Below are 12567 nucleotides of genomic sequence, written 5' to 3'. Positions count from 1 at the left end.
AAAAAGCCACAAAGGCTACCCTAACTAGCTTGCACCGCCCAGAGTGCCCGCTCGATCCCCTCAACGATCTCCGCCAGCTCCATCATGGGCTTATCCGGTTTCTCCTGTTCTGTAATGAATGGGACGTGGACAAATCCGGCGCTTATCCCGGTGCCCGCGAAGTGATGCAAGAGACCATAGAGCAGCTGGTTACACACGAAAGTTCCGGCCGTATTCGACAACCGCGCCGGAATATCCTCCATCGCCGCAACCATTTCCTTTACCGGCAGCGTAGAGAAGTATGCCGCCGGGCCCCCTTCCACAACCGGTACATCCACCGGCTGATAACCCGCATTATCAGGAATATCGGCATCCATAACGTTAATCGCGACCCGCTCCGGGGTGATATGCGCCCGCCCACCGGCCTGGCCCAAAGATACAATTGCATCGACCGCCGAACCCTCCGCGGCCTCAATCGTCCGACGCAGCGATTCCCCGAACTTCGTCGGGATCACCAGCTTGATGAGCTCCGCGTCTCCAATGCGATCCGGTAGTTGCTGAAGAGCTCGTTCCGTGGGGTTGATGCTCTCTCCGCCGAAAGCGTCAAATGCGGTTACGAGGATTTTCATGCTGCCAGTATTCCAGATTCCGGGACACTCCCGCCCTTCGCGCTCACCGGCAGCACCTAAATGGCGCTTCCCCTTGGCCCCGGTGAGCAGCAAGGGTGTACGCCAGATTCTCCCCCTCCCCTCACGCTCACCGGGAGCCATACTCAAAGCACTCAGGGCCCTGCCCGTGAGCGCGAAGGGCAGGCTGCCTAACCAATCTGTTGCTTCGTAGTGCAGTCGATCTTCGCGTAGGAACGCCCTTTCTTATCCACGGACGTCAAGGCATAGTTTCCGCCATAAGCTCGGCACCCGGTGTAGTTATCGACCACCGGCGCCGGCTGAGGTGCCGGCTGCTGCTCGGGGGCTTGGTAATCAGCCACCTCATCGTGCGTTGGCTGCTCCGCTACCTCTACTTCCGGCGCGTAGTGCTCCTGCTGATGAATCTCTTCTTGCCGCTGCTCTGCACGGCGGCGTTCTTCTTCCTGGCGCTCCTTTTCACGCTTCTCTTCCTCCCGCTCTTTCTCCTCCAACTTCTCGAGCCCTTCGCGGGCTTGTTTCTCCTCCCCCTCAAGCTCGCGTTCCTTCTTCGCGGCAATCTCCTTGGGAGCATCCGGATACGCTGCTTTCTGGAAGGTGCTTCGATCATCTTTGTGGCGAGTCAGAACCGCCAATCCGGCCTTCGCAGCTGCTGACTTGTCCAGTACATCCTCGTACCCTGCAATATCAGCTTCCCCGGAAGCTGCAAATGCTGCCGCTGCAGCTTCAGCGCCGCTAACCGCCTCGGCCATGTTCTTATCGCTGGAAACCTTGCACTCGTCTGAGACCCCAAAGATCCCTTCGCCGGCGTCTTTAGGGCCGCGTTCGGCATTGTGCACTTCGTCGTAAAACTTGTCGTTTCCGCCAAATACAACCGCCGTAGCCAGCCCTTCGGCCGCGACATCCGCGTTAATGAAGTCATCGTCAATAAACACACCGGCAAGAGTGCGGCCATACTTGTCAGTCCGCTCGGAGTCATATTCCAATCGAACCTCCGTCCCCTTTGGCAGCCGTCCTTCCAGGTACTGCTTCGCTTCCTCCGCGAGGCACTCACTCGGTTCGCCGTTATGGCCGATCTCCGGCGTATCAATATTAAGTAGCCGGACGCGGGTATTTTCGCCGTCTATGTCGACGTCAATGGTGTCGCCATCGATCACTCGGTTGACCACCACAGTATCTTCATCACCGCCGCCTAAAGCAACGGAAGCCACTGCGCCAACTGCGAAAATGCCAACGAGAGGTTTAACCCAGCCCATGAATGTTCCTCCTGAGAAAGATAGAGAGAGTAGCTATCTAAAGTTAGCAATGGGACACACGTGGTAGTTCAAGGTCCCTTCCCTTCGCGCTCACCGGCGTCGAAAAGCAAGCACAAAACCACCTCTCCGTGAGCGCGAAGGATGAGGTTGCGGCCACTGCATATAACTCGCACTTTGTGCCTATGGACGCAGAAGGAATAAGCTGAGCGATGTTGAAGTTGAACAGGACAGTATCTGGAAAATAGTCCGATCTGTCCATTTCTATTTTCAAAGGAATCTTTATGTCTCAACAAGAATCTTCGCGCTCCAAGCTTCCCGGCTGGGCCACGGGATTCGGTGCTCAGGTCATCGCGGGCCTCATCATCGGCCTTATCCTGGGCTTCATTGCCTCCGGCATGGATACCGACCCAGATAACCCGGGCTGGTTGACCACCCTGCTCACGGGCGTCGGCAGCGCCTACGTCCAGCTGCTCAAGGTGATGATCCCGCCACTGATCTTCGCCGCTGTTGTTACCTCCGTCGCTAACCTGCGCAAGGTCGCCAACGCCGCGTCCCTGGCAATTTCCACGCTTGTGTGGTTTGCCATCACCGCATTCTTCTCCGTCTTGACGGGCATCATCGTCGCCGTCGTGATGAAGCCGGGCATCGGCACGAGCATCGATGCTGCCACCGCGCAGGATCCTTCCCACGTCGGCTCGTGGACCGCGTTCTTTGAGCAGCTTCTGCCCCAGAACTTCATGGGCCTTTCCGCCTCGCTTTCCGATGGCGAAGTATCCCTCAGCTTTGGTGCCCTCCAGCTCCTCGTCATTTCGCTGGCCATTGGTATCGCCGCCGTCAAGACTGGCAAGTCTGCTGAGCCTTTCCTGCGCTTTACCGAGTCCTTCCTGAAGGTCATTCAGGTCATCCTGTGGTGGATTATTCGCCTTGCCCCGATTGGCACCGCGGCCCTCATTGGTAAGGCCGTAGCTACCTACGGCTGGGACGCACTAGGCTCGCTGGGCAAGTTCGTCTTGGCCATGTACGTCGGCATGGGCCTGGTATTTGCCGTGGTCTACCCGGCAGTGCTGAAGTTCAACAAGATCCCGGTCATTGGTTTCTTCAAGCGCGTATGGCCTGTGACCTCCCTGGGCTTTGTCACCCGTTCTTCGATGGGCGTCATGCCAGCTACCGAGCGTTTCAGCGAAAAGGCTATGGGCGTTCCCTCCGAGTACGCTTCCTTTGCTATTCCGCTGGGCGCAACTACCAAGATGGATGGCTGCGCTTCCGTATACCCAGCCATCGCTGCCATCTTCGTCTCCCAGTTCTATGGCATCGACCTTGACTTCACCCAGTACCTGCTCATCATCTTCGTGTCCGTGATCGGTTCCGCCGCTACCGCAGGCACCACCGGCGCAACGGTGATGCTCACCCTCACGCTTTCCACGCTCGGCCTGCCGCTGGCCGGTGTTGGTCTCCTGCTTGCCATCGAGCCGATCATTGACATGGGCCGTACCGCACTGAACGTCACCGGACAGGTGCTGTGCGCCACCATCGTGGCTAAGCGCGCCGGCATCCAGGACAAGGCAACCTGGGATGCTGCCGAGAACGGCGTCAAGGACATTATGGATTCTGACTCGGCTGAGGCTATCGGCGTCAAGGCTTAAACCAGTCTCCTAAATAAGGCAAAAGAAACGCCCGCAAGGTATTCCTTGCGGGCGTTTAGCTATGCGCTTTTACTTCTTGAGGCCGTCAACACCATCGGTGTCGATCTGCTCCTTGCGCAGCTCCTCGGTGTGAGTCTCGGTGTCGCGAACGGTGTCCTTCTTCAGGTTGATCTTCTCAACCGGAACGGTTTCCTTGTTCACGTTTACGCGCTCCTCGTGCAGGGTGACGGAAGCTTCCTCGGAGTCACCGGAGATGGTGCCGTTGTAGTTCTTGGCATCCTCAGCGCTGATCGGGGTGCGCTCGACGCTAACCTCTTCACGCTCAACCGGAACCTCAACGGTCTCGGTGTCGGTCACAACGTACTTGCGCAGGCGAGCCTCACCGGTAGCCACGCGCTCCTTGTTGACGTTGAGCTGCTCCTCGGAACGGATGAGCTCGCCATCGTTGTTGGTGCGTGCAGCTGCAGCGTTGTCAGCTACGTCAGCCTTGCGCTCGGTAGCAGCGGCGTCGGTGGTGTGGGTGGCTGCCTTCTTCTCGTCAGCGTGTGCACCAGCAACGCCTGCACCTGCAACACCTGCGCCAGCACCAGCAGCGCCGGCACCTGCGGTCAGGTTGTGCTCCTTGTCAGCGCCAGCCTGAGCGTCGCGCTTGGAGTCAAGGTTGGAATCCTTGTAGTCGGTAACGTCGTGTGCGTTATCCAGACCGTAGTGCTTGAAGATATCGGACTGTGCCTCAGGGGTCAGCGGCTTATCGGAGTCGAAGTCCGGAGCATCCTTGATGCGGTCCTTGGAGAAGCCCAGCTTCAGGTCATCGCCGGAGAAGTCGTGGCCACGCAGCGGAACCAGGCTGGAGTTCATGCCGAACAGGCCGTGGTTAACCTCAACGAAGGTAGGCTGGCCGGACTGGTCATCAACGAATACCTCGTTAACGTCGCCCAGCTTCTCGCCGTCCTTGTCGTATGCGGTTGCGTTAAAAAGGTCCTTAATGTTCTTACCCATTGTCAGTAAATCCTTTCTGCTATTGGTATAGCTATCTTCAACCAAACAAAAGGACATTTTCTAACCCCGCCACGTGGAGTGTGGGGGTGAAAATCTCCAATTGATTGCTGTGACAACCACCATACGGAGAATTCAAAATTTTTCGACCGATAGCGGAGATTTTTCTCGATTTTGTTCACCAAAGCCAAGCTTCATGCAGCTCAGAACGGTTGGTAACAGTTCTATAACATTGGAAAATCTGCACCATAAGCACCCGAATTGAGGAAACCGGATGTCGATTCTCTCGCCCGCAACGCCCTAGACACACCCCTTCACGATCTCCAAATCGTCCACTGCTCACCACACCCCGAAATGCGGTAACAACTACCCCACAGGATTCTTTAACGAGGGTGTACTTTTTCTCCCAGTATCCACAGGCGATACACAGGCCCGTACACCCGAACGGGCCTACACACATATTGGTCTAGTGCGCATACACCACAGTGGTCGGCAGGAAGCTGAGAAGATTAAGTCTTAGCGGAATAGGTACGGGCGTCGATTTTCCAGGCCGGCTGGTTCCACATGAATGAACGCACTGCAGCCTGGGTACAGCTCGTCGAGGGCAATTTCCACTGAGTCTGCAACCTCGTGAGAGTGCATGACGCTCCACTCCCCTGGCACCTCCATGGTCAGGTACACCAACCGCTGGCGGCCAGAGGCCACGGTGCGACGATCCGTGAAGTTTACCGAGTGTTCCTGCTCCAGCCGAGCTAGGAGCTGCCTAATGTTCTGACGCTCGTCGTCGGGAAGCGCCTCAGAAAGTAGGCTACTCACCGAATCGCGCAGGAGGCTATAGCCCGTCCACAAGATATTGATGCCCACTGCAAGCGCCACTACAGGATCCAGCCACCACCAACCAGTAAGGAATACGGCGGCGATGCCTATAAGGACGCCGACGGAAGTCCAGACGTCGGTAAGCAAATGGTGCCCATCCGCATCCAAGGTGGCAGACCGGTAGCGCTTACCTGCACGGATGAGCGCGATGCCCACCGCGCCGTTGAGCACGGACGAAAGCGTTGACAACGCCAAGCCCCAGCCTGGCTCTTCAATCGGCTGCGGAACAAAGAAGCGGTGGATCGCCGTGTACACGATCATGCCGGCCGCAATAAAAATCATTGCACCCTCTACCAAGGCGGAGACGTACTCGGCTTTGCCGTGGCCAAACTGGTGGTTATCGTCGGCCGGCTTAGAGGCAATCCGGAGGGCATAAAAGCCGGCGACGGCCGCGACGAGATTCACGATGGATTCGAAGGCATCGGAGAGGAAGCCCACCGAGCCCGTAAACCACGCGGCCAAGGCCTTGAGGAGGATGGTAGCCACTGCGGCGGCGATGGATAGCTGCATGAAGCGCTCAAGAATGCGCTGTTCTGAGCCCATGGAGGACATAGTCACTTCTCCCTTCGGTTCGGTTGCGGACCGAAGGTCTCGTTCACGGCCGCGGGCACTGCGGGCGCTGGCTGGCCGGGCTAAACGCCAGTATGTCGACCAGTCATCTCAGAATTAACCGAGGGAACTACTCCCCTTCAGGAAACCCCAACTTTATAGGGCAGGTGACACCGGCGCAAGATCGAAAAAGCCACGGGAAACTCCCGTGGCTTGAATTCGTGAAGCTTTAGTGCTGGCCCTCTGCAAACTCTTCTACCAGCTTGGCGTTAAAGGCTGGCAGGTCATCTGGAGTGCGGGAGGAGACCAAGCCCTGGTCGCAGTGAACTTCCTCATCTACCCAGGTGGCACCTGCATTGCGCAGGTCGGTCTGCAGGGACGGGAAGGACGTCAGGGCGCGGCCCTTGAGGGCTTCAGCATCAGCCAGGATCCAAGCACCGTGGCAGATAGCGCCGAGCGGCAGATCCTTGCTCATGTGGTTGCGCACGATTTCCACCGCGGCCTTATCCAAGCGGATGAGGTCGGCGTTATCGGTACCGCCAGGCAGAATAATGCCGTCGAAAGACTCGCCAGTGGAGTCGCCGGTAGCGGCGTCTACGGAAATCTCCGTGCCGTTTTTGCCGGTAATGGTGCCGGCCTTTGGAGCGAGGACACGCACGGTAGCGCCGGCGTTCTTCACGGCCTCTAGCGGGGAGGTCAACTCGGAGTCTTCGAAGCCATCGGTAGCGATGATAGCAATGGTCTTATTCTCTAGTTCAGCCATGTTGCAGCCTCCTTTGTTCGGGTACGCCGCCCACAGTAACGCCGAAGTTTCGTCTTCGCTACCTTCTCTTGGGCGCGAGTGGGCGGCGCCTTCTCCCTCTGACAAAGGGCCGGTTCACAGCGGAGTGGAATTAGCCGCCGATCTTAAAGTCGCACACGTCGCCGTCCTGCATGATGTAGTCCTTACCCTCTTGGCGGACCTTGCCATGCGCACGAGCCTCGGCCATGGAGCCGGCGGCTACAAGGTCATCGAAAGAAACGATCTCGGCCTTAATGAACTTCTTTTCAAAGTCGGTGTGGATGACACCAGCGGCCTGCGGTGCGGCAGAGCCCTGCTTGATGGTCCAGGCGCGGGCCTCCTTCTCCCCGGCAGTGAGGTAGGTCTGCAGGCCCAGGGTGGCAAAACCTGCCTTAGCCAGGGTGGCTAGACCCGGCTCATCTTGGCCTACGGCCTCGAGCAACTCGCGGGCTTCGTCTTCTTCTAGCTCGAGCAACTCGGTTTCGGTCTGCGCATCGAGGAATACGGCCTCAGCTGGGGCGACGAGCTGGCGGAGTTCTTCCTTCTTAGCGTCGTCGGTAAGCACTGCTTCATCCGAGTTAAAGACATAGAGGAAGGGCTTCGCGGTCATCAGGTGCAGATCGCGCACGAGGGCGAGGTCAATCTCGCCCTCCTTCGCTGCGGCGAAGAGGGTGCGATCATCTTCCAGAATCTCCTGGGCCTTCTTGGTTGCTTCCACCTCGGCGGCCAAATCCTTATTCTTGCGCGCATCCTTTTCTAGGCGCGGCAGGGCCTTTTCGATGGTCTGGAGGTCCGCAAGAATGAGCTCGGTATTAATAACGGAGATATCGTTGCGCGGGTCCACCTTGCCATCGACGTGAATGACATTGTCATCAGAAAAGGCGCGCACTACCTGGCAAATGGCGTCTGCCTCGCGGATATTGGCTAGGAAGGCGTTGCCCATACCTTCACCCTGCGAAGCGCCGGAGACGATGCCGGCGATGTCCACGAAGGACACAGTGGCAGGCAGGATGCGCTCAGAGTTAAACATCTCCGCCAGTTGGGTCAGGCGGGAATCCGGCAGCTCCACCAGGCCCACGTTGGGCTCGATGGTGGCAAACGGGTAGTTCGCCGCCAGGATCTCGGAACGGGTCAGGGCATTAAACAAAGTGGACTTGCCCACATTGGGCAGGCCGACGATTCCTAGTGTAAGACTCACGGGGCCAATCCTAACGCACCCGCCTTCTTTTAAGGCAAGATGGTGGGGTGAATTCTGATAACCAACCGCTGCCCGATGACCCCCAAGCGGGCCTGGGCGATAAGTTTGATGAAAGCTTTGACACCAGCAAGCTGGAGGATGTATCCCCACATCCGCCGGGCGATCAGGTAGACCGCTCCGTCATCGCCGGCGAGGTGGTTAAGGCCGCATCCCTATGGGCCGTTCGCCTGCTCATCATCTGCGTATTCCTCTACGCCCTGTACCGTTTGCTGGGCAACTTCTGGCAGGGCCTTTTGCCGGTGCTTTTGGCCCTGATTATCTGCACCGTTCTGGCACCGGTAGCGAAAAAGCTGCGCGACATTGGCCTTCCCGCTGCGTTGGCGGCCGCCGTAACCATTTTGGTTTCCTTCACGGCCGTCGGCGGCCTCATTGCTTTTATTGCCCCAGACTTCGTGCGCCAATCCCGGTCACTGTATTTGCAGACGGTCTCCGGCATCCAAAGCCTGCAGCTCTGGGCCCAAGGCCCGCCGCTTAACCTCGATAGCGATGACATGAGCAGCTACATCGACGAGGCGGCGTCCTGGCTGCAGCAGCGCGCCGGCGCCATCGCAGGCTCGGTCTTTACCGGCATCGGCACTGCTACCTCCATCCTCGTCACCCTCTTCATCGTCCTGGTGCTGACCTTCTTCTTCCTGAAGGACGGCGCAAAGTTCCTTCCCTGGCTGCGCGATGCCACGGGCAAGCGCGCCGGCTGGCACCTCACTGAGCTTCTTACCCGCGCGTGGGCGACACTGGGCGGCTTCATTCGCGCGCAGGCAATTGTCTCGCTTGTCGACGCCGTCTTTATCGGCGTCGGCCTCGCCCTTATCGGCGTTCCGCTGGCCATGGCTTTGGCAATCATCACCTTTATCGCGGGCTTCATCCCCTTCGTCGGCGCGATCGTCGCCGGTGCCCTTTCCGTCACCATCGCGTTGGTCTCCCTTGGCGTAACCAAGGCTCTGCTCGTTCTCGGCCTAGTGTTGCTGGTCCAGCAGTTGGAGGGCAATGTCCTCTCGCCCTGGCTGCAGTCCAAGGCCATGGACCTGCACCCGGTCATCGTCCTGGTTTCCGTGACGGTAGGCTCGGCTCTCTTTGGCCTGATAGGTGGCTTCCTCGCGGTTCCGGCGGCCGCGATGTTTGCAGTGGCCTACCGCTACGGCCAAGACATGATGAAGCTGCAGTCGGGAGAAAAGACCGCCGCGGATCTGGACTTTTCTACCGTGGCCGGTTATCTCATCGGCCGCTACACCGAAGACCAAGGGCGTTATAAGCGCGAGGCATGGCTCAAGATGCCGGACTATGCAGCGCCAGAAGGCGCGTTTGCCGACGTCTCCGCAGACGGCGATTCCAATTCCCTCGACGCCGCCCTCAATGTGGAGTCCACCCCCAAGGAGCATGAAAAGCCCGGCATGCGCGCAAACCTGCGCCGCGCCCGCGACGCCTTCGAAGGCCTTTTGAACGGAGATTCGAAAAAATAGTGAGTCGTGTCGGCGGCGCGTGCCATGCTGGAAACCATGACTTCCACTTTGCCCGTGCTGCTACTTTTTATCGGCCTCATCCTCGGCGCGGTAATGGGCTGGTTAGCACATTCCTACTCCGCTACCCGCTCCGCGCCGAGCGCCGAGCACCGCGCGCTGCAAGACTCACAGCGCCGCCAAGCCGAACTCCAGCCGCTAGAAAAGGCCATGGACCGCTTGGGATTTCAGCTCCAAGAAATTGAGGAAGACCGCACCGCGCTGCTCGCCTCCCTCTCCAGCCAGGTGCAGGCGGTGACCCGCACCTCCTCCCGCCTGACCGAACGCACCGACAAACTAGTGACCGCTTTGCGCTCGCCCAATGTGCGTGGCCGTTGGGGCGAGGTGCAATTAGAGCGCGTGGTGGAGCTAGGCGGTATGACCAAACACGTGGACTTTGATTGCCAGGTCTCCGCCCCATTAGGCGGGCGCATCGTCCGCCCTGACATGCTCATCAATTTAGCCGGTGGCCGCCACATCATCGTCGATGCCAAGGTTCCTTTTACCTCTTACCTTGACGCCCTGGAAACCGATGACCCGGAAGAGCACGCCGGCTTCCTCCGCCGGCACGCACATCTCATGCGCGGCCATGTCCAAGCACTATCGCAGAAGGACTATATTGAGGCGTTTCAACCAACGCCCGAGTTCGTCATCCTCTTCGTTCCCGCTGACCCCTTCCTTGATGCCGCACTATCGGTGGATCCAGAGCTAATCGAGTATGCCTTTGAACGCAATGTAGTCATTGCCACCCCCAGCTCGCTTTTTGCCCTCCTGCGCACGGTGGCCATGGGCTGGCACCAAGAAGATATCTCCGCCAAAGCTAAGGAAGTCCAGCGCTTGGGGCGCGAACTGTATACGCGCCTAAATACGCTTTCTGATCACTACGGCAAAGTGGGCCACAACCTGGAAAAGGCGGTCGAGGCCTATAACGCCACGCTTTCTTCACTTGATTCCCGCGTGGGCGTCACCGCCCGCAAACTGCATGAGATGGATATCCCGGGCCGCACGGACCGCACCCCGCGGGAGCCCTTGCCTATTGATACGTGGCCGCGCGGGAATTCGGCACTATAAATCCGCCGCTTTCGTGCGTGGAAATAGCCATGGGCCGGCGGCAACCGGTAGGATCTTCCGACGTGTCACAAGCCAAGCAAAGAAAGTCCTCCGCCGCCCAAAGCTCCGGTCTCCCCAGCATCACGCTGGGCAAGGGCCTTGGGCTGCTCGCGGCACTCTTGCTCACCGGTGCGTTTATTTCCATCCTGATGGGTTCCATCGGGTGGGCTTACCTCGCGTTCCTTGTCATCGGCTCGCTGCTGGCGGCGCTCGTCGTGGAAGAACGGGGTCTTTTCCTCACCGTGGCTTCTATCCCCATTGTGTATGCCATAACGGTGGGTGTGGCCGGTTTCTTTATCACCAAGGCCAACTTGCCAGAGGGTGCATCGGCGTTTTCCAAGACGGCAATCGTCACTGCGGCGTTCCCCCTTGTTCAGAGGTTCCTGTGGCTCCTTATTGCCTTGGTGGGCGCGGCAATCATCGCCTGGCTGCGCTGGGCGCGCTTCCGCAAGACGGCCAAGCGCACCGCCGAAATGGAAACCGCTTCCCGCCGTTCCGACGCCGAACAAGACCGACGCAACCGCGAAGAACGCCTATCGGTTGCAGACTTGATGGCGCGCGATACACCGGCAAAGCAATCCAAGAAACCGCAAGCCGCTCCGCAGCGCGCCCGCGCCTCGCACACGCTGAAGAAGTCACGCCCCGCCCCCAAGGATCGCCTACGTGGGCGCGACCGTGAAGAGCGCCGCCGAATGCAACAAGAGGAACGCGACAATCCACGGCGCCCGGATCCAGCCCGGCGCGCTGGCGATTCCGTTCCGGCGTCTCAGCAGGAGAAGGAACAGCCCAAGCAAGGCTGGGACGATAACCTCTACGACGAGGATTAAAGCAAAAAGAAAGGCCCGTTTCCGGGCCTTTCTTTCGTTTTAACCGCCGTATAGGCGCGCGCTACTTAGGTGCGTGCTGGGCGCAGGTCGCGCGGTAGGGCGAAGGTAATCGTCTCGGTAGAGGTAGTTACCTGTTCTACGTCGCTATAACCGCGCTCGTCTAGGAACTCCAACACTTCGCGTACCAGCAACTCAGGTACCGAAGCACCGCAGGTTACGCCGACGGTCTGGACGCCTTCCAACCAAGATTCGTCGATTTCCTTGGCAAAATCCACGAGGTGGGAAGCCTTGGCGCCTGCCTCCAGCGCCACCTCAACCAAGCGCACCGAGTTGGAGGAGTTCTTAGACCCCACCACAATCATCAGATCGCACTGCGGGGCGATGGCCTTGACGGATTCTTGGCGGTTTTGGGTGGCGTAGCAAATATCGTCTGAAGGCGGGTTCTCCAAGTGTGGGAAGCGCTCGCGCAGCTTATTGACAATGGTGATGGTCTCATCCACCGATAGCGTGGTCTGGGACAGCCAGATAAGCTTCTCATCCTGCAGGAACTCTGGCAGCTTGGCGACGCCCTCTACGCCATCCACGAGGTGGGTGACCTCAGGAGCTTCGCCGGCGGTGCCTTCCACTTCTTCGTGACCTTCGTGGCCAACCAAGAGGATGTGGTAGCCATCGCGCTGGAAGCGCTGGGCTTCCTTGTGCACCTTGGTAACCAATGGGCAGGTGGCGTCCAGAGTAAGCTGCTTGCGCTGCGTTGCCTCTGCGCGCACGGCAGGGGAAATACCGTGGGCGGAAAAGACTAGGTGGGCGCCTTCTGGGGCCTCAGAAGCCTCGTCGACGAAGATGACGCCGCGTTCTGCCAGAGACTCTACGACGTAACGGTTGTGCACGATTTGTTTGCGTACATAAATGGGCGCGCCGTACTTTTCCAGCGCCTTTTCTACGGTCTCGACCGCGCGGTCCACGCCTGCGCAGTATCCGCGCGGGGCCGCGAGGAGTACATTTTTACCATCAGTCATGGCTCCCAGAGTATCGAAACACTACGCAAAACAATAGTGGGGCCTAACGTCACCTTTCTGGCTACCCCGAGCGGGGCAATAGACCACGCTGGCCCCTAAACTAGACGGAAGAACACGGCAGACTGAAGAAAGGGAGGCT

At 58.8% G+C, this 12567-nt stretch carries 11 protein-coding genes; 4 read left to right on the top strand and 7 right to left on the bottom strand.

Annotated elements, in window-relative coordinates; genetic code table 11:
• Positions 1–20: 20 nt before the first annotated feature.
• Positions 21–608: a pyroglutamyl-peptidase I gene (gene pcp / locus MHK00_RS02415; RefSeq protein ID WP_150850994.1), complete on the bottom strand. Its 588-nt coding sequence runs from the start codon at positions 606–608 to the stop codon at positions 21–23.
• Positions 609–796: 188 nt separating this feature from the next.
• Positions 797–1879 carry a thermonuclease family protein gene (locus tag MHK00_RS02410; protein WP_250410240.1) on the bottom strand — a complete coding sequence of 361 codons (1083 nt, stop codon included), beginning with the start codon at positions 1877–1879 and terminating at the stop codon, positions 797–799.
• A 281-nt stretch (positions 1880–2160) separates the two neighbouring features.
• Here MHK00_RS02410 and MHK00_RS02405 point away from each other — a divergent pair, with 281 nt between their 5' ends.
• Complete coding sequence (locus MHK00_RS02405; protein WP_250410239.1) at positions 2161–3522, top strand: dicarboxylate/amino acid:cation symporter; 1362 nt, start codon at positions 2161–2163, stop codon at positions 3520–3522.
• Between the two features lie 69 nt (positions 3523–3591).
• Here MHK00_RS02405 and MHK00_RS02400 read toward each other — a convergent pair whose 3' ends face one another.
• From MHK00_RS02400 to ychF, 4 genes are all read right to left on the bottom strand, one after another.
• Positions 3592–4521, bottom strand: coding sequence for a PRC and DUF2382 domain-containing protein (locus MHK00_RS02400; protein WP_250410238.1), 930 nt, complete (start codon positions 4519–4521; stop codon positions 3592–3594).
• A 513-nt stretch (positions 4522–5034) separates the two neighbouring features.
• A complete protein-coding gene (locus tag MHK00_RS02395; RefSeq protein WP_250410237.1) occupies positions 5035–5946 on the bottom strand; it encodes a cation diffusion facilitator family transporter in 912 nt (303 codons plus the stop codon).
• Between the two features lie 226 nt (positions 5947–6172).
• Positions 6173–6706 (bottom strand): type 1 glutamine amidotransferase domain-containing protein, encoded by a 534-nt coding sequence (locus tag MHK00_RS02390; RefSeq protein ID WP_250410236.1) that lies wholly within the window; start codon positions 6704–6706, stop codon positions 6173–6175.
• A 130-nt stretch (positions 6707–6836) separates the two neighbouring features.
• A complete protein-coding gene (gene ychF / locus MHK00_RS02385) occupies positions 6837–7922 on the bottom strand; it encodes a redox-regulated ATPase YchF (protein ID WP_179386300.1) in 1086 nt (361 codons plus the stop codon).
• Between the two features lie 47 nt (positions 7923–7969).
• On the opposite strand from ychF, the gene MHK00_RS02380 reads away from it, so the two are divergent.
• The 3 genes from MHK00_RS02380 (at position 7970) to MHK00_RS02370 (ending at position 11412) form a co-directional block, all read left to right on the top strand.
• Positions 7970–9439, top strand: coding sequence for an AI-2E family transporter (locus MHK00_RS02380; protein WP_005323583.1), 1470 nt, complete (start codon positions 7970–7972; stop codon positions 9437–9439).
• A 36-nt stretch (positions 9440–9475) separates the two neighbouring features.
• The gene (locus tag MHK00_RS02375; protein ID WP_034668173.1) at positions 9476–10546 is read left to right on the top strand and encodes a DNA recombination protein RmuC; all 1071 of its coding nucleotides are present in this window, start codon (positions 9476–9478) and stop codon (positions 10544–10546) included.
• A 62-nt stretch (positions 10547–10608) separates the two neighbouring features.
• Positions 10609–11412, top strand: coding sequence for a DUF6542 domain-containing protein (locus MHK00_RS02370; RefSeq protein WP_250410235.1), 804 nt, complete (start codon positions 10609–10611; stop codon positions 11410–11412).
• A gap of 65 nt (positions 11413–11477) precedes the next feature.
• On the opposite strand, the gene MHK00_RS02365 is transcribed toward MHK00_RS02370, so the two are convergent.
• Positions 11478–12428 carry a 4-hydroxy-3-methylbut-2-enyl diphosphate reductase gene (locus MHK00_RS02365; protein WP_005323586.1) on the bottom strand — a complete coding sequence of 317 codons (951 nt, stop codon included), beginning with the start codon at positions 12426–12428 and terminating at the stop codon, positions 11478–11480.
• Between the last annotated feature and the right edge of the window lie 139 nt (positions 12429–12567).

The sequence above is a fragment of the Corynebacterium tuberculostearicum genome, assembly GCF_022347385.1.
GTDB lineage: Bacteria > Actinomycetota > Actinomycetes > Mycobacteriales > Mycobacteriaceae > Corynebacterium > Corynebacterium tuberculostearicum_M.
This window is presented reverse-complemented; position numbering and strand designations above follow the sequence as displayed.